The sequence below is a fragment of the Nocardioides lentus genome (genome assembly GCF_039529515.1).
In the GTDB taxonomy this organism is placed as follows: domain Bacteria; phylum Actinomycetota; class Actinomycetes; order Propionibacteriales; family Nocardioidaceae; genus Nocardioides; species Nocardioides lentus.
The window spans coordinates 106,589-123,523 of the sequence record NZ_BAAAMY010000007.1; the positions used below are offsets into that span (position 1 = coordinate 106,589).

General features: G+C 75.1%; 18 protein-coding genes. 7 read left to right on the plus strand and 11 right to left on the minus strand.

Features of this window, described 5'->3' with window-relative positions:
* Positions 1 to 16 precede the first annotated feature (16 nt).
* A complete protein-coding gene (locus ABD158_RS14890; protein ID WP_344008338.1) occupies positions 17 to 1,045 on the plus strand; it encodes an Atu2307/SP_0267 family LLM class monooxygenase in 1,029 nt (342 codons plus the stop codon).
* Between the two features lie 61 nt (positions 1,046 to 1,106).
* Here ABD158_RS14890 and ABD158_RS14895 read toward each other — a convergent pair whose 3' ends face one another.
* From ABD158_RS14895 to ABD158_RS14910, 4 genes are all read right to left on the minus strand, one after another.
* On the minus strand, positions 1,107 to 1,793 hold the full coding sequence (locus ABD158_RS14895; protein WP_344008339.1) for a class I SAM-dependent methyltransferase: 687 nt from the start codon (positions 1,791 to 1,793) through the stop codon (positions 1,107 to 1,109).
* A gap of 58 nt (positions 1,794 to 1,851) precedes the next feature.
* On the minus strand, positions 1,852 to 2,358 hold the full coding sequence (locus tag ABD158_RS14900; protein ID WP_344008340.1) for a metallophosphoesterase family protein: 507 nt from the start codon (positions 2,356 to 2,358) through the stop codon (positions 1,852 to 1,854).
* A 250-nt stretch (positions 2,359 to 2,608) separates the two neighbouring features.
* Complete coding sequence (locus tag ABD158_RS14905) at positions 2,609 to 3,775, minus strand: RNA polymerase sigma factor (RefSeq protein ID WP_344008341.1); 1,167 nt, start codon at positions 3,773 to 3,775, stop codon at positions 2,609 to 2,611.
* Between the two features lie 7 nt (positions 3,776 to 3,782).
* On the minus strand, positions 3,783 to 4,187 hold the full coding sequence (locus ABD158_RS14910; protein WP_344008342.1) for a YciI family protein: 405 nt from the start codon (positions 4,185 to 4,187) through the stop codon (positions 3,783 to 3,785).
* A gap of 112 nt (positions 4,188 to 4,299) precedes the next feature.
* Between ABD158_RS14910 and ABD158_RS14915 the strand changes: the two genes are divergently transcribed.
* The 5 genes from ABD158_RS14915 (at position 4,300) to ABD158_RS14935 (ending at position 8,521) form a co-directional block, all read left to right on the plus strand.
* Entirely contained in the window at positions 4,300 to 4,638 is a 339-nt protein-coding gene (locus tag ABD158_RS14915; RefSeq protein ID WP_344008343.1) for a DUF2200 domain-containing protein, read from the plus strand.
* A gap of 65 nt (positions 4,639 to 4,703) precedes the next feature.
* Positions 4,704 to 5,264: a SigE family RNA polymerase sigma factor gene (locus tag ABD158_RS14920; protein WP_344008344.1), complete on the plus strand. Its 561-nt coding sequence runs from the start codon at positions 4,704 to 4,706 to the stop codon at positions 5,262 to 5,264.
* Complete coding sequence (locus ABD158_RS14925) at positions 5,261 to 6,193, plus strand: hypothetical protein (RefSeq protein WP_344008345.1); 933 nt, start codon at positions 5,261 to 5,263, stop codon at positions 6,191 to 6,193. Before ABD158_RS14920 ends, ABD158_RS14925 begins: the two co-directional genes overlap by 4 nt.
* Before the next feature lie 153 nt (positions 6,194 to 6,346).
* Entirely contained in the window at positions 6,347 to 7,531 is a 1,185-nt protein-coding gene (locus tag ABD158_RS14930) for an NADH:flavin oxidoreductase/NADH oxidase (RefSeq protein ID WP_344008346.1), read from the plus strand.
* A 72-nt stretch (positions 7,532 to 7,603) separates the two neighbouring features.
* Positions 7,604 to 8,521 carry an NAD-dependent epimerase/dehydratase family protein gene (locus ABD158_RS14935; RefSeq protein WP_344008347.1) on the plus strand — a complete coding sequence of 306 codons (918 nt, stop codon included), beginning with the start codon at positions 7,604 to 7,606 and terminating at the stop codon, positions 8,519 to 8,521.
* A 22-nt stretch (positions 8,522 to 8,543) separates the two neighbouring features.
* On the opposite strand, the gene ABD158_RS14940 is transcribed toward ABD158_RS14935, so the two are convergent.
* From ABD158_RS14940 to ABD158_RS14955, 4 genes are all read right to left on the minus strand, one after another.
* On the minus strand, positions 8,544 to 9,038 hold the full coding sequence (locus ABD158_RS14940) for a nucleoside deaminase (RefSeq protein ID WP_344008349.1): 495 nt from the start codon (positions 9,036 to 9,038) through the stop codon (positions 8,544 to 8,546).
* Positions 9,039 to 9,370: 332 nt separating this feature from the next.
* Positions 9,371 to 10,819, minus strand: coding sequence for a phytoene desaturase family protein (locus tag ABD158_RS14945; RefSeq protein WP_344008350.1), 1,449 nt, complete (start codon positions 10,817 to 10,819; stop codon positions 9,371 to 9,373).
* Between the two features lie 75 nt (positions 10,820 to 10,894).
* Entirely contained in the window at positions 10,895 to 11,071 is a 177-nt protein-coding gene (locus tag ABD158_RS14950) for a hypothetical protein (protein ID WP_344008351.1), read from the minus strand.
* Positions 10,993 to 12,378 carry an ATP-binding cassette domain-containing protein gene (locus ABD158_RS14955; RefSeq protein ID WP_344008352.1) on the minus strand — a complete coding sequence of 462 codons (1,386 nt, stop codon included), beginning with the start codon at positions 12,376 to 12,378 and terminating at the stop codon, positions 10,993 to 10,995. The genes ABD158_RS14950 and ABD158_RS14955 overlap by 79 nt, the downstream gene beginning before the upstream one ends.
* 470 nt (positions 12,379 to 12,848) lie before the next feature.
* Here ABD158_RS14955 and ABD158_RS14960 point away from each other — a divergent pair, with 470 nt between their 5' ends.
* A complete protein-coding gene (locus tag ABD158_RS14960) occupies positions 12,849 to 14,180 on the plus strand; it encodes a reverse transcriptase family protein (protein ID WP_344008353.1) in 1,332 nt (443 codons plus the stop codon).
* 37 nt (positions 14,181 to 14,217) lie between these two features.
* Here ABD158_RS14960 and ABD158_RS14965 read toward each other — a convergent pair whose 3' ends face one another.
* The 3 genes from ABD158_RS14965 to ABD158_RS14975 all read right to left on the minus strand — a co-directional run.
* Positions 14,218 to 15,015, minus strand: a complete 798-nt coding sequence (locus ABD158_RS14965; RefSeq protein WP_344008354.1) for a siderophore-interacting protein — start codon at positions 15,013 to 15,015, stop codon at positions 14,218 to 14,220.
* Positions 15,016 to 15,025: 10 nt separating this feature from the next.
* Positions 15,026 to 16,426 carry an NAD(P)H-quinone dehydrogenase gene (locus tag ABD158_RS14970; protein WP_344008355.1) on the minus strand — a complete coding sequence of 467 codons (1,401 nt, stop codon included), beginning with the start codon at positions 16,424 to 16,426 and terminating at the stop codon, positions 15,026 to 15,028.
* Positions 16,427 to 16,439: 13 nt separating this feature from the next.
* Positions 16,440 to 16,935, minus strand: a 496-nt coding sequence (locus ABD158_RS14975; protein WP_486348022.1) for an NAD(P)/FAD-dependent oxidoreductase, incomplete at its 5' end; no start/stop codon positions are given.

The window sequence follows — 16,935 nt, forward strand, 5'->3', positions numbered from 1 at the left end:
GACCGGTTCCGGCGGCATGCACATCGGGATCGACAGCTTCGTGGCCGCAGTGACCGACCCTCGGACGGAGCGGGTGATCGGCCCCGAGGAGCGCATGGCGCACCTGCTCGAGGAGATCGAGCTCGCCGACCGCACGGGGCTCTACTCGTTCGGGATCGGTGAGCACCACCGCAGCGAGTACTACGACTCCGCTCCCCCGGTGATCCTCGCGGCCGCGGCCGCGCGCACCGAGCAGATCCGCCTCGGCAGCGCCGTGGCCGTGCTGTCGGCGACCGACCCGGTGCGGCTGTTCCAGCAGTTCGCGACCCTCGACCTGATCTCGAAGGGCCGGATGGACCTCGTGGTCGGGCGCGGCTCGTTCACCGAGGCGTTCCCGCTGTTCGGCCTCGACCTGGCCGACTACGACTCGCTGTTCTCCGAGAAGCTCGACCTGCTGCTCAAGCTGCGCGACGAGAGCCCGGTGACCTGGTCGGGCCAGCACCGTCCGCCGCTGGTCGAGCAGACCGTCTACCCCCGGCCGCTGCAGGACCCGCTGCCCATCTGGGTCGGTGTCGGCGGCACCCCCGAGTCGTTCGCCCGCGCGGGCCTGCTCGGCCTGCCGCTGATGATCGCGATCATCGGCGGGGAGCCGCGCCAGTTCGCCCCGCTGGTCGACCTCTACCGCCGCGCCGGCGCCCAGGCCGGCCACCCGCCGGAGAAGTTGAAGGTCGGCCTGCACGTCTTCGGGTTCGTCGCGGACTCCACCAAGGCCGCGGCCGACACCATCTACCCGGGCTGGCACGAGATGTTCGCGAAGATCTCGGCCGAGCGCGGCTTCCGTCAGCCCAGCCGGCTGCAGTTCGACGCCACCGCCGGCCCCGACGGCGCGTTCTTCATGGGCGACCCGCAGACCGTCGCCGACAAGATCCGCCGGGTCTCCGACCAGCTCGGCGGCGTCGACCGGCTCTCGCTGCAGATGACCAACCCGCGCCTGGCCCACGAGGACCTGCTGCACGGCATCGAGCTGCTCGGCACCGAGGTCGCCCCGCTGGTCAAGGACGTCTGAGACCCCGCCGAGCCCGGCCCGCCGTCGTCCGGCGGGCCGGGCTCGTGCGTGTCCTGACGGCTCAGCCGACCCGTCGCGCGAGCAGCGTGGCGTCCTCGATCTCGTGGCTGACGCCGTCGCGCACGGTGGTGCGGGGGCGCTCCTCGGCCACGACCACCTCGAACCCCTCGGGCAGGCTCGGCACCAGCTCCGCCGCGTGCCACATCGCGCGCCGGCGGCTCTCGCTGAGCTGGGTGAACAGCGGCGACGGGGCGTGCCCGACCACGAGCAGGTGGCCGCCCGGCGCGACCGCGGTCGCGAGCCGGCGTACGACGTCGCCCATGCCGGCGTCCGGCGGGTGCAGGAAGTGCGTGGTCACGAGGTCGAAGGTGCGGCCCTGCGGGTCGAACGTGCGGGCGTCGACCTGCCACCAGTCGCACTGCTCCGCGACGCCGGCCTGCTCGGCGTGCCGGGCGGCGCGGGCCAGGCCGTTGGCCGCGAAGTCCGCCCCGGTCACCCGCCAGCCCTGCCGGGCGAGCCACACCACGTCGCCGCCCTCGCCGCAGCCGACGTCGAGCGCCGTCCCGGGGGTCAGCGCCGGCACCTCCGCGACGAGCTGCGGGTTCGCGTTGCCGCTCCACATCGTCTCGTCCCCGGCGTACCGGTCCTCCCACGCCTCGGGCTCGAACATGTCCGGCTGGTCGGTCGTGGCCGGCTGGCCGTGACCGTGGCCCTCGCCGTGCTGGTGGTCTGCGTGCTCCGTCGTCATGCGACCAGCGTGCACCCGGGGACCATCGTCGGCAAACTATGTTGCCGTTCCGGCAAGATCAGCGGGGCGGCAGGCGGTGCAGCGTGACGTCGTGCAGCTCCCCGGCGTCGACGGTGAGGGTGAGGTAGGTGCAGTGCGGCTGACGGCGACGGTCCGTCGGCGAGCCGGGGTTGAGCAGGCGCAGGCCGGTGTCGGTCGTGGTGTCCCACGGGATGTGGCTGTGGCCGAAGACGAGCACGTCGAGGTCGGGGTACGCCGCGGCGCACCGCCGCTCCCGACCCTTCGCGTCGCCGGTCTCGTGCACGACCCCGAACCGCACGCCCTCGACCTCGACCCGCGCGACCTCGGTCAACCGCTCCCGCAGCTCGCCGTGGTCGTTGTTGCCCCACACGGCGACGAGCCGGGCCGAGCGCTCCTCCAGCTCGTCGAGCAGCGCGACGTCGACCCAGTCCCCGGCGTGGACGACGACGTCCGCCGCATCGACGGCGTCCCACACCTCGGCGGGCAGCACCTTCGCCCGCTTCGGCAGGTGCGTGTCGGCCAGCAGGAGCATCCGGGTCGCCATGACCCCGGAGTCAACCGCGCCGGACCGCGTCACGGCGCGCAGGCCCCGTCGAGTCGGCACGAGCTCCCGCCGTACGACCCCCGAGCCGGCACGAGCTCCCGCGGACCAGTCCGCGCCGCGCGGCAGGTCGACAGCGGCCACTCGGATCTCGTGCTCACGACGCCACCGCGGTGGATCGAAGCCCCTCGAACCCCGGGAGTTCGCGACGACTCGACGCTCCCGACCCCGGGACTTCGCGACGACTCGGCGCTTACGACCGCAGACGCGCGGCCTGCCGGGTGAGGTGGTCGCGCTCGGCGAGGTTGGACGCAGCGCGGGCGGCCTCGACGTACAGGCGCGCGGCCTCGTCGACCGAGCCGTCCCGCTCGTGCAGGTACGCCGAGACCGCGGCGTACCGGGGCAGTGACGGGTCCAGCTCGACCAGGGCCGCGAGGCCGGCCCGGGCGCCGTCGGCCTCGCCCACGGCGACGGCCCGGTTGAGGCGGGCGACGGGGTTGTCGGTGAGGCGGACGAGCTCGTCGTACCACTCGACGACCTGCACCCAGTCGGTGTCCTCGGCGCGGGGTGCGTCGGCGTGCAGGGCGGCGATCGCGGCCTGGGCCTGGTACTCGCCGAGCCGGTCGCGGGCCAGGGCCGCCTGGAGAATCTCGACGCCCTCGGCGATCAGGTCCGTGTCCCAGCGCGAGCGGTCCTGCTCGGCCAGCGGCACGAGGCTCCCGTCCGGACGGGTCCGCGCGGGGCGGCGGGCGTGGTGCAGCAGCATCAGCGCCAGCAGCCCCGCGACCTCCTCGGCGCCCCCGTCGTCGCGACCGGCGACCAGGCCGGCCAGCTGACGGGTCAGCCGGATCGCCTCCGCGGCGAGGTCGACGTCGCCGGAGTAGCCCTCGTTGAACACCAGGTACAGCACCCGCAGCACGGTCGCGAGGTCACCGGGCTCGTCGAGGCGGACGCCGGCGACGGTGCGCTTGGCCCGGCTGATGCGCTGGGCCATCGTGGCCTCCGGCACGAGGTAGGCCCCGGCGATCTGGCGGGTGGTCAGGCCGCCCACCGCCCGCAGCGTCAGCGCGACCGCCGAGGAGGCCGTCAGCGAGGGGTGCGCGCAGAGGAAGAACAGCCCGAGGCTGTCGTCGCGCGCGCTGACCGGGCCGGGGCCGGGCTCGTCGTCGACCCGCTCCTCGCGGCGCCGTCGCGCCGAGGTGGCCCGCGTCGCGTCGAGGAACCGCCGCCAGGCCGCAGTGACCAGCCACGCCTGCGGGTCGCGCGGCGGGTCGGCAGGCCAGGTGCGGACCGCGTCGAGGAGCGCGTCGGCCACGGCGTCCTCGGCGGAGGCGAAGTCGGCGCCGCGGCCCACCAGCGCCGCGATCACCCGGGGCACCAGCGCCCGCACGACGTGCTCGTCGACGGGGTGTCCGCTCACCTGCGGCTCACTCCGTGACGGTCGGCGGCTGCGACAGGAAGGGCCGCACCTCCAGCCACTCCCCCAGCGGCTCGCCGCCGGAGCCGGGCGCCGAGGACAGCTCGGCCGCGACCTCGAGGGCGCGCTCGTGGCTGTCGACGTCGATCGCCATCCAACCCGCGATCAGGTCCTTGGTCTCCGCGAACGGGCCGTCGGTCACCGGCGGGCGGCCGGGCCCGTCGTACCGCACCCAGGAGCCCTCGGGCGACAGCGCCTGGGCGTCGACGAACTCCCCCGACGCCTCCAGCCGCGCGGCCAGGTCCTCCATGAACTGCACGTGGGCGCCGACCTCGTCGGGGGTCCACCGGTCCATCGGCACGTCGTTCACCATGCCGAGGCCGCCGCGGTAGTGCTTGAGCAGCAGGTACTTCATGTCGTCGTCTCCTCCGTGTCGTGCGGCCCATCGTGGCCGCCTCCACCCCGGGGACGGAACCGTCCGGGCGTCCTCGACATCCCAAAGCCGCCGATTCGCCTAGCCTCGTCGGGTGCACCGGATCTTCACCACCCCCGTCGCGGACGTGTGGCCCCACTACGTCGCGAAGGCCGAGCGGAAGGGGCGCCCGGCCGAGGAGGTCGAGACGGTGACGACCTGGCTGACCGGGTACGACGGGCCCGCCCCCCGCGCGCACCTCGACGCCCGCACGACGTTCGCGGACTTCTTCGAGCACGCGGAGCTGAACCCGCGCGCCGAGCTGGTCACCGGCGTCGTCTGCGGCGTACGGGTCGAGGACGTCGAGGACCCGCTCATGCGACGGATCCGGCTGCTGGACAAGCTCGTCGACGAGCTCGCCCGCGGGAAGGCGATGGAGAAGATCCTGCGCTGAGCTCAACCTCCGTCGTGGGCGCTGCGTAGGGATCGACGACAGGGCACGCACACGGACGGGGGACCATGAGCGACAAGGACGCGGACTTCGACGAGTTCGCCGCCGGGGCGTGGCCCCGGCTGCGCCGCTCGGCGTACCTGCTGTGCGGCGACGCGCACCTCGCCGAGGACCTCGCGCAGACCGCCCTCGTGCGGACCTACGCCGCCTGGGGCCGGGTACGCCGCGCCGACGCGCACGCCTACGCCCGCCGCACGCTGGTCAACCTCAACATCGACCGGCACCGCCGCCGGCTCGGGGTGACCGAGGTGGGAGGGGATGCCCTGCTCGGCGCCGAGGCGGCGGGCCCGGCCGCCGACACCGTCGCCGACCGCGACGAGGTCGTGCGGCTGCTCGCCGACCTCAGCGTCAAGGAGCGGCGGATCGTGGTGATGCGCCACTACTACGACCTCCCCGAGGCCCAGGTCGCCGCTGAGCTCGGCGTGGCCCGCGGCACCGTCAGGAGCACCCTCTCCCGGGCGCTGGCCAAGCTCCGCGACGGCCTCGCACCCGCCCCCGACCCCCTCTCCGACACCGTCCCCGATCCCGTCCCCGACAGCGGGCGCACCACCGGAAGGACCACCCGATGACCGACCTCGTCGAGCGCCTCGAGCGCGAGCTGCACGCCGACTCCCCCACCCCGCTGGAGCCACGGCGCCTCGCGGACATCCGCCGCGCCGGACGCCGCCGTCGTACGGGGCACCGCCTCGCGGTCACCGGCGCCTCCGCGCTCGCGGTGGCCGTGCTGGTGGGCGGACCGTTCCTGGTCCTCGGCGGCGAGGGCACCCCGGTCCCCGCCCCGGCCGCACCGAGCCCGACGGCGGCCGAGGACCCCGACGGCGACGGCGTCCAGGCCTCACCGGACCTCCCGGAGGACCTCGCGGCCCTGCAGGAGCGGATCCTCGCCGAGGTGCCCGGCGCCGTGCGCACCTCGCCGACCCAGGTCGACCTGCCCGACCCCCGGGTGGCGAACCCCGACCTCGAGCCGCCCGCCACCGGCTACTCGGAGGAGGCGGGACGCAGCATCGGGCTCGGCGTCGCCAACCACTCCACGCCCGACACGTTCGCCCCCGGTGCCTTCCCGGACTGGCTGGTGCAGGGCTGGCGCGACTTCGCCGACCGCGCCGAGACCAGCGGCGACCCGGACCTGACGGCCCTCGCCGACGGCGCCGTGCGCGCCGAGGCGGGCGAGCTCCGGCTCGCGTCCTCCGGGGGCTCCCTCCTCCTGCTGGAGCGCGACGGGCTGTCCACCCGGGTCGACGTGGGCGACCTCGCCGACCTCAGCGGGCGGGTGCTCGACACCAGCTCGGCGGAGCCCCCGGGCCGTGGTCCCGCGCTCGGCCTGGTCGCGATCGCCACCCGCGACGGCTCCTCGGTCGGGAGCGTCACCCTCGTCGACGGCTCGGGCGCCCGGGTCGAGGCCAACCTCGACGACACCCTCCTGCCCGGGGTCACCCTCGCCTGGGCCGAGGTGCGCGGCGGCGTCGAGTCCTTCGAGTTCGCCGCCGGCTCGTACTGACCCTCTCCACCGGCGGCGGTGGGAGGGGCTGTGCGGCCGTGAGGTCGACGTTCGCGAGACGTCACACGGCCGACACCGCCCCGGTCGGCGGCGGGCGTGGGATGGGTCCCGTCCACGACCCCGTCGCCGTCCCCGTCCCGCCGGAGGCCCCCGATGCCCCACCTCTTCAGCCCCTACACGCTCAAGGACGTCACGCTGCGCAACCGCATCGCGATGTCGCCGATGACCATGTACCGCTCGACCGACGGGCGCATGGACGACTTCCACGTGATGTACCTCGGCGCCCGCGCCGCCGGCGGCTTCGGGATGGTGTTCCCCGAGCAGGTCGCCATCGCCCCCGACGGCCGCACGACCCCGCACTGCGCCGGGATCTGGAGCGACGACCAGGTCGAGGGCCACGCCCGCGTGACGTCGATGATCGACTCCATGGGTTCGGTCGCCGCCATCCAGCTCGGCCACACCGGCCGCAACGGCAGCGAGCTCAAGCCGTGGGTCGGCGGCGGGCTCGGCGTCCAGCTGCCCCCGGACCACCCCGAGGGCTGGCAGGTCGTCGGCCCCTCCGACGTGCCCTACGGCTTCGGCAAGCGCCCCTACCCCGTGCACCCGCTCAGCGTCGAGGAGATCCGCGCGATCCACCGCCAGTACGCCGAGGCCGCGGTGCGCGCGCACGAGGCCGGCTACCGCTGGCTGGAGATGCACTTCGCCCACGGCTACCTCGGCGCCAGCTTCTACTCGCCGCTGGCCAACACCCGCACCGACGCCTACGGCGGCAGCCTGGAGAACCGGGCCCGCTTCCTCATCGAGGCCCTCGACGCCGTGCGCGAGGTCTGGCCCGAGCACCTCCCCCTGACCGCCCGCCTGGGCTCCGACGACTTCCACCCCGACGGCGCGCAGTTCGAGGAGTCGGTCGAGGTCGTGCGCTGGCTCAGGGACCACGGCCTCGACATGATCGACCTGTCGATGGGCGGCAACACCGACGACATGCGCGAGCCGTTCTTCCCCACGCCGTCCGCGTGGGTCGAGCGCGGCGCCCGCGTGCGCTCCGAGGTCGGGATCCCGACCACGGTCAGCTGGAACCTCGGCGTGCCGCAGAACGCCGACCGCGCCGTGCGCGAGGAGAAGGTCGACCTCGTGCTGCTCGGTCGCCCCTCGCTCGCCAACCCCCACTGGCCCGTGTGGGCCGCGCGCGAGCTCGGCCACGCCGACCCGTTCACCCTCGTGCCCGAGGACTGGGGCTGGTGGCTGAGCAACTTCCGCGGCCACGACGCCAGCATCGGCTGGCCCGCGCCCGCGCCGACGGCCGTCGAGGACCCCGACGAGCTGGAGCGCAGCGCCTGAGTCCACCCACGACGAGGACGGTCGGCCCGACCGGACGGGAAGGCTCGGGCCGCCGTCCCTGTTGTGACCCCCATGCGCATCTTCTTCACCGGAGGGTCCGGCAAGGCCGGAAAGTACGTCGCCACGCACCTCGCCGAGCTCGGGCACCAGGTCACGAACGCCGACCTGGTCCCGCTCGAGGCCGACGGCGTGACCGACCTGAAGGTCGACCTGACCGACCCCGGTGACACCTTCTCCGCGATGGCGGGGCTCTCGGCCGCCGACGACCTCGACGCGATGGCGCCGCAGGGCCCCGGCCCGGCGTACGACGCGGTGGTGCACTTCGCGGCCATCCCGCGGCCGATGCTCGCCACCGACGCCACGACGTACCGCACCAACATCCTCGCCCACTACCACGTGCTCGAGGCCGCGACGCGGCTCGGCATCCGCAAGATCGTGTTCGCCTCGTCGGAGACGACGTACGGGATCTGCTTCGGCCAGGGCGACCGCAAGCCGCTCTACGTGCCGGTCGACGAGGAGCACCCGACGGTGCCCGAGGACTCCTACGCGATGTCCAAGGTCGCCGGCGAGGTCACCTCGCAGGCCTTCCACGCCCGCACCGGCGCCGACGTCTACGGGCTGCGGATCAACAACGTGATCGAGCCCCACGAGTACGCCGAGTACTTCGGCGACTACCTCGCCGACCCGTCGCTGCGGCGCCGCAACGTCTTCGCCTACATCGACACCCGCGACCTCGCCCAGATGGTGCAGCGCTGCCTCGAGACCGACGGGCTCGGCTACGAGGTCTTCAACGTCGCCAACGCCGACATGTCGGTGTCCGCGACGACCGACGAGATCATCGGTCGCTTCTACGAGGGCGTCGAGGTCCGCCGCGACCTCGGCCCGGACGAGACCTTCTACTCCATCGAGAAGGCCCGACGCCTGCTCGGCTTCGAGCCGCAGCACTCCTGGCGCGACGTGCTGGACGACCCGGGCTCGCCGTACGCCTGAGCGGTCACGCGGGGCCCCGTCCTCAGCCGTGTCGCGCGGTCCAGCGACGGAACGGCTCGACGACCTCGGGGCCCTCGCCCGCCTCGCCGCGGACGGCGGGGAGCGCGCGCTCGGCCGGGGCCTTCGCGTACTCGTCGTAGAAGGTCGCGAGGCTCATGTAGCGCCCGCCGTCCTCGTAGTGCTCGCCCTCCTCCTCGCGCGACGCGGCGTACACGACCCGCTCGGGCGCGGCGTAGTAGAGCGCGCCCAGGCACATCGGGCAGGGGTACGCCGTGACGTAGACGTCGCAGCCGGCCAGGTCGGTGCGACCGGTCGCCGCCAGCTCGCGGATCGCGGTGATCTCCGCGTGCGCGGTCACGTCGCCGGTCTGGCTCACCTGGTTGGTCGCCTCGTGCAGCACCTCGCCGGTCGCGGCGTCGACCACGACGCAGGCGAACGGCTTGCCGCCCGCCTCGACGTTGGCGAGCGCGAGGTCCAGCGAGCGGCGGACGAGGTCGGGGCGGCTGGCGTCGGTCACGACGGCCGGGTACCCCGCGCCGCCGTACGGCAGGTGGGTCGCCGCGTTCCGGCGTCCCTGGCGTCCCTGGAGGTCTGCCCCGGGCCCCGGCCGGGATAGTCCCTGACGTTCTGACCCCGGATCGCGCCGCTCGACGGCCCGAACGTCACGGACTATCCCGAGCCCGGCCTCGACGGCCGCAACGTCAGGGACTACCCCGGCGCGCACCCGAGCCCGGCCCCGGCCGGGATGGTCCCTGACGCTCTGACCCCGAATCACGCCGCTCGACGGCCAGAACGTCAGGGACTATCCCCCGCCCGGTCAGAACGTCAGGGACTACCCCCCAGCCGGGCTCACGACGCGGCGGCGCGCTCCAGGCGGTCGAGGGCGACGCCGGCCGCGTTCCAGCCGCAGAGGCCGTGGGCGCCGGGGCCGGGCGGGGTGACCGCGGAGCACAGGTGCACCCCCGCCACCCCCGTGTCGTACGGCGAGAGCGAGGGGCGGGCGCCCCACGCGAGGCGCAGCGGGGTGACGAGGCCGGCGGCGATGTCGCCGCCGATCCAGTTCGGGTTCTCGGCGAAGAGCTGGGCGGGCCCGCGGACCGCGGTCGCGACGACCCGGTCGCGGAAGCCCGGCGCGTACGCCGCGATCCGGTCCACCACGGCGGCGAGCGCCGCGTCGCCGTCGTCCCAGCCGGCCGGCACGTGGGCGTAGCAGTCGATCGGCACGACGGAGCCCTGCGCGCGGGAGGGGTCGGCGAGGTACTGCTGGCCGAGCAGCACGTAGGGCAGCCGGGGCAGCCGGCCGCGCTCGACGGAGCGCTCCGCGCTCGTGGTGTCGGCGAGGCTGCCGCCGAGGTGGAGGGTGCCGGCGCGTCGCGCGGGCTCGTAGTCCCAGGGGATGCCGCCGTCGACGGCGAAGGAGACCTGGAAGGCCGCGGGACCCGCGGGCCAGCGGCCGTAGGAGCGGCGGGTCAGGGCCGGCGCGCGGTCGCCGAGGATCCGCAGCGCCTCCCCCGGGCCGGTGTCGAGCATGACCAGGTCGGGCGACCCGAGCTCGTCGAGCGAGGCCACGCGGCGGCCGGTCTCGACCCGCCCGCCGGCCTCGGCGAGCAGCCGGGTGGTGGCGTCGACGATGCGCTGCGAGCCGCCGACGGCGACGGGCCAGCCGTACTTGTGGGCGGCCGTGCCGAGCATCAGCGCGATCGCCGACGACATCGGCACGGTCGGCGGGCGGAAGCCGTGGGTCGCGATCCCGGTCCACAGGGCACGGGCCCGCTCGGTGCGGAACGCCCGCGCCATCACCGCCGCCGGCAGCACCGCCTGCGCGCCGAACCGCGCCAGGCCGACCGGGTGGCGCGGCACGTGCAGCGGGGGCTGCAGCGCGTCGACCGCGAGCTCGTCCCACCCCTCGACCAGCGGCGCGAAGATCCGTCGCCAGGCCGCGCCGTCGCGCCCGAGGCCCGCCGCGGTCTCCTCGACCGAGCGGTACGCCGCAGCGCCGTGGCCGGGGTCGAGCGCGGCGTCCAGCGGGTGCGCGAACTGCACCTCGGGCCACGCCCACTCCACCCCGGCCGCGATGAGGTCGACCTCCCGCGTGAAGGGGTTGTCGATGAGCAGCGGGTGGAAGCCGGCGCCGAGGTCGTGCACGAGGCCCGGCACGGTCGCGTCGGTGACCGAGCGCAGCCCGCCGCCGGGCTCGTCGTACGACTCGACGACGGTGACCCGCACCCCCGCCCGCGCGAGGCGGAGCGCCGCCGCCATCCCGTTGGGGCCGCTACCGACGACGACTGCTGTGGTCACGTCGGGACGGTACCCAGCGGCGCGCCCACCACCGGCCACCCCAGCCACCCCGGCGCCCACGGACCGTCGGTCCGCTCACAGTCGCAGGACGGGCCAGTCGGCGAGGTCGGCCAGCAGCTGTCGGTCGTGGGTGGCGACCACGACCGCCGCCCCCGTCCCGCGGACGAACGCCGTCAGCTCGTCGACCAGGGGCGCGGCCAGGTGGTTCGTGGGCTCGTCGAGCAGGAGCAGCTCCGGCCGCTGCCGCAGCACCCACTCGAGGTGCCGCCGCCGCGCCTGCCCCGCCGACCGATCGGTCGCCGGGTCTCCTGCCCGAGGTAGGCCGTCCCCTCCACCGGTGGCCGGACTTCGCCCGCCGTCGGGGCCAGCTCGCCGGCGAGGACGGCGAGCAACGTCGACTTCCCCGCGCCGTTCGGCCCCGTCACCAGCAGCTTCTCCCCGGCCCCCAGCCGCAGGCTGACCGGCCGGTCGAGCCGGTCGGCCACGGTGACGTCGTCGGCGCGGGCGACCACGCGGCCGGGCCGCGCGGTCAGCGTCGGCCACGTCATCGTCGCGGGCGGTCGAGGGGCCGTGACCCGGTGGGCCTCGAGCCGCTCGCGGGCCCGGTGCACCTGCTGGACGACGCCCGGCGCGTGCGACTGACGCTGGTGCTTGCCGGTGCCCTTGTCCGGCCGCCACCCGGTGTCCAGCCGGTGGCGGGCGCTCTCGACGGCGTCGGCGAGCCGCACGTGCTCGGCCCGCTGGGCGTCGTGGGTGCGCTGCCACCGCTCCCGCTCGGCACGTCGGCCGACCCGCCACCCGTCGTACCCGCCCGCGTGGAGACGGGGCCGGCCGTCCATCGTCGGGTCGAGGTCGAGGAACTCCTCGGCGACGGCGCGCAGGAGGGTCCGGTCGTGCGACACGAGGAGCACGCCACCGCGGTGCTCACGGATCGCCTGCTCGAGGAAGACGAGCCCACCGGAGTCGAGGTGGTTGGTCGGCTCGTCGAGCAGGAGCACGTCGTACGCGCCGCCGAGCACGCACGCCAGGCGCACCCGCGAGCGCTGGCCCACCGACAGCGACGCCAGCGGCCGGTCGCGGTCGGCGCAGGCGTCCAGGCCGGCGAGCGCGACGTCGACGCGGCGCTCGGCGTCCCAGGCATCGAGGCGCACGGCGGCCTCGAGGGCTCGGGCGTACGCCGCGTCGGCGCCGGGCTCCGCGTCGGCGACCGCGGCGCCGGCGGCGTCGAGCGCCGCCAGCGCCGCGACCGGCTCGGCCACGGCCTCAGCGACGAGGGTGCCGACCGTGTGGCCGGCGCCCGAGTCGAGGACCTGGCGGACGACGGCCAGGCTGCCGGCGCGGACGACCTCGCCGGCGTCCGGCTCGATCTCGCCCGCGAGCGCGCGGACGAGCGTGGTCTTGCCGCGCCCGTTCTCGCCGACCACGGCGAGGCGGGAGCCGGCGGAGACGGTGACGTCGACGCCGCTCAGGACGGGGCGTCCGGCGACGGCGACCTCGAGGCCACGGGCCCGGAGGTGCGCGGTCGCGCCGGTGGACGGGGTGAGGACAGGGGTCTGCATCTGCTGCTCCACATCGCGTGGGTGGAGCCGGGCAGGTGGCGGTCACGAGGACGCGCAGGAGCACCGCCCGGCGGGGACACCGGGACGGCGGGCGGCGGGAGGAGCTCGGGCCGCGCCGTCAGGCGCGGGTGCGGAGCCTCATGGATGCGGTGACCACGTCGACAGCCTAGGCGGCCCGCCCGATCGTCCGCACCCGTATTTCCCGAGGGACCTGGAGGCGGAGCCCGGCCGTCGTGGCACGCGGTCGATGTCGGGGCCCGCGGCTAGGGTGCGGGCGTGCGGCAGCGTCTGGTCGAGACGGCGCTCTGGTGCGCGTCACCAGGGAGCTGCCCCGGGGCTACCCCGGGGCCCACCGGTACGTCCGGGCACCACACCGCGCGCGCGACGCTGCGCTCCGCTGCAGGCCCGCGCGCGCACGACGGGACAGGTCGGGCAGCGCTGCCGCACCCCGACCCGCGCGGGTCGGCCCCGTGAGGGCCGACCTCGCCCGAGCGCTCGCGGCGGGCTACCTCGCGGGCGAGTGGACCCCGGAGGGACTGACCGCCAGCGGCCGCGCCGTGCTGGGCCGGCGGCCGCAGTGGCTGACCGCGCTCGCCACCGAGGTGGTCGCGCTCTACCCGCGCCCGCCCCACGACCGGCCGCGGGAGCTGGCCACCGTCCTCGCGACCTGCCCCGCCGCGGGGAAGGCCGGCCGGGCCCGCACCCGACGACCCGCGCCCGGGCCCGTGGTGCAGCCGGTGAGCCCGACCCGGATGGTCACCAACCGGTGGCACCTGCCGGTGCTCGACGACCTCGACGCCCTCGGCCGGTTCCTCGACCTGCGCCCCGGCGAGCTCGACTGGTACGCCGACCCCAAGCGGCTCGCGCGCCGCACCAGCACGCCGGCGCTGCAGCACTACCGGGTCAGCCACGTCACCGCCCCCAGCGGGGCGATCCGGGTGCTCGAGGCACCCAAGGCCACGCTCAAGCAGATCCAGCGACAGCTGCTGGACGACGTCGTCGGGCGCGTCCCGCCGCACGACGCGGCCCGCGGGTTCCGACCCGGCGGGTCGGCTCGCGCCTACGCCGCACCCCACGCCGGGCGCGCCGTCGTGCTCCACCTCGACCTGGAGTCGTTCTTCGCGAGCGTCACCGTCGGCCGGGTCCACGGGCTGTTCCGCACCGCCGGCTACCCCGAGCCGGTGGCCCACGCCCTGGCCGGCCTGACGACCAGCGTCCTGCCGCTCTCGGCGTGGCGGGCGGTGCCCCGACCCCGCGACCCCGGGCTCCTCGACGCCCACTGGCGACTCGGCCGCCGCCTGGCCGCGCCGCACCTGCCCCAGGGCGCACCGACCTCCCCGGCGCTGGCCAACCTCGCGGCGTACCGCCTCGACGTCCGCCTGACCGCGCTCGCCGCCTCGTGGGGTGGGCGCTACACCCGCTACGCCGACGACCTCGCCCTGTCCGGCGAGCGCGGCTGGGGCCGCGGCACCTCCCGGCTGCTCGACGCGGTGGGGGAGGTCGTCGCCGACGAGGGCTTCCGCCTGAACCCGCGCAAGACGGGCGTCATGCCGGCCGCCGGGCGTCAGCACCTCGCCGGACTGGTGGTCAACGAGCGCCCGCGCGTGGCCCGCGCGGAGGTCGACCGGCTCCGGGCGATCCTCCACAACTGCGCCCGGCACGGGCCGGCGAGCCAGAACCGTGAGGGCCACCCTGCGTACGCCGAGCACCTGCGCGGACGGATCGCCTGGGTCGCCCAGCACGACCGCACCCGCGGCGCGCGACTGCTGGCGACGTGGGAGTCCGTCGACTGGAGCCGCTGAACCCCACGCGTCACGCGTTCGCCTCACGCGTCCCGCGTCAGGCGTCGTCCTCCATGGCGGCCACGAAGTCGCGCTTGACGGCGCGCCAGGCCTCGTCGTCCATCGTCCGGCGCCAGTACGGCGAGCAGGACATGTCGGCGCGGGCCAGGCCGCGGTCCGCGAGCAGGTGCTTGCGGATGGCGCGGATCTCGTCGGCCTCGCCGTGCACGAAGGTGCAGACGTCGGTGCTCGGGAAGTCGAGGGTGCGCAGCTCGTCGACGAGCTCGGTGCCCGCGCCGCTGCGGTGCAGCCAGCGCAGGTCGAGGTCGGCGTCGGTGACCAGCGGCACCTCGTGGTCGGGACCGTCACCGACCAGCAGCACCACCAGCGGCCGGCCCGCTGGCACGACCTCCACCGACGCGGCGATCGCGGGCAGGGCGGACTCGTCGCCGACCATCAGGTACCACGCGGCGTCGGGTCGCGGCCGGTAGCCGCCGCTCGGGCCCTGCAGCACGAGCACGTCGCCGGGCTCCGCGGCCGCGGCCCACGGGCCCGCGACGCCGGCGTCGCCGTGCACCACGAAGTCGATCGTCAGCTCCCCGGCGTCGCCCGCCGCGGGGTCCCAGGAGCGCACGGTGTAGCGGCGCCGTGCGGGCTGCAGCTCGCGCGGGTGCTCGTCGCGGACGACGGCGGGGTCGAAGACCGGTCCGTACGGCGCCCCCGCCGGCGGGAAGGCCAGGTTGACGTAGGCGTCGGTGTGCTCGGGCGCCGAGAAGCCGGCGAGGCCCTCGCCGCCGAGGACCACCCGCACCAGCGACGGCGTCAGCCGGCTGGTGCGCAGGACGGTGCCGTGCATCCGGCCCCCCTCAGGACTGGGTGAACTGGTGGTGGCGCCGCGCGGCCTCGGCGATGGAGCCGGACAGCGAGGGGTAGACCGTGAAGTCCGCCGCCAGCTGGTCGGCGGTGAGCCGCTCGGAGACCGCGATCGAGACCGGGTGGATCAGCTCGGAGGCGCGCGGCCCCACGACGACGCCGCCCGCGATCGTGCCCGACCCGGGGCGGCAGAAGAGCTTGACGAAGCCGTCGCGGATGCCCTGCATCTTGGCCCGCGGGTTGCCGGCCAGCGGCAGCATCACGGTCTCCGCCGGGGTCTCGCCGGCCTCGATGGCGCGCTGGGTGATGCCCACCGTCGCGATCTCCGGGGACGTGAACACGTTGGAGGAGACCTTCAGCAGGTCCAGCGGCTGCACGGCGTCGCCGAGCGCGTGACGCATCGCGATCCGGCCCTGCATCGCGGCGACGGAGGCCAGCATCAGCACGCCGGTGCAGTCGCCCGCGGCGTACACGCCCCGCGCGGTGGTGCGCGAGACCTTGTCGACCTTGACGAACCCGCCGTCGTTCAGCGCGACGCCGGCCTCCTCGAGGCCCATGTCGCTGGTGTTGGGCACGGAGCCGAGCGCGAGGATGCAGTGGGTGCCCTCGACGGTGCGACCGTCGGTCAGCGTGACCGTCACGGTGTCGCCGTCGCGCACGACCGACTCCATCCGCGACTTCGACAGCACGGTCATCCCCCGACGGGTCAGGACCTCCTCGAGCACCTCCGCGGCGTCGGCGTCCTCGCTGGGCAGCACCCGGTCGCGCGAGGAGACCAGGGTGACGTCGATGCCGAGCGCGAGGTACGCCGCGGCGAACTCGACGCCGGTGACCCCGGACCCGACGACCACGAGCTTCTCGGGCACCTCGTCGACGTCGTACACCTGCTCCCAGGTGAGGATCCGCTCGCCGTCGGGCTGCGCGGAGGGCAGGGTGCGGGGGGCGGCGCCGGTTGCGAGCAGGACGGCGTCGGCGTCGATGCGCTCCTCGCTGCCGTCGTCGAGCGTCGCGACCACGGTCTCGGGACCGTCGAGGCGGCCGCGGCCGACCACGATGCGGATCTCCTCGCGCTCGACGCGGCGGATGATGTCCGCCGACTGGTCGGCGGCGAGCCGCTTGACGCGACGGTTGACCCGGGCGAGGTCGACGCGCAGGCTCTCGGCCGCATCGCCCTCGAAGTCCTCCCAGACCAGACCCAGCTCACGGGCCCCGCCGAGCTCGGTCATCAGCTCGGAGGTCGCGATGAGGGTCTTGGAGGGCACGCAGTCGGTCAGCACCGCCGACCCGCCGAGACCGTCGGTGTCGACGACGGTCACCTCGGCCCCGAGCTGTGCGGCCACCAGGGCCGACTCGTAGCCGCCCGGGCCTCCCCCGACGATGACGACGCGTGTCATGCAGTCCCTTCGCTCACAGGTTGATCATGTGGCCGGCGATGCCCTCGACGGCCTCCTTGACCGACTCGCCGAGCGTGGGGTGCGCGAAGATGTTGCGCGCCACCTCGTCGGCGGTTAGGTCCCAGCGCTGCGCCAGCGTCAGCGCGGGCAGCAGCTCGGTGACGTCGGGCCCGATCATGTGGGCGCCGACGATCTCGTTGTGCTCGGCGTCCGCGACGATCTTGACGAAGCCGACCTCGTCGCCGAGGCCCTTGGCCTTGCCGTTCGCGGCGAACGGGAACTTCGCCGTCTTGACGTCGTAGCCCTTCTCCTTCGCCTGCTCCTCGGTGTAGCCGAAGGAGGCGATCTGCGGCTGGCAGTACGTCGCCCGCGGGATCATGTCGAAGTCGATCTCGAGGGTCTCGGCGCCGGCGATCGTCTCGGCCGCCACGACGCCCATCGCCTCCGCGGTGTGGGCGAGCATCAGCCGACCGGTGACGTCGCCGATGGCGTAGACGCCGTCGACGCTG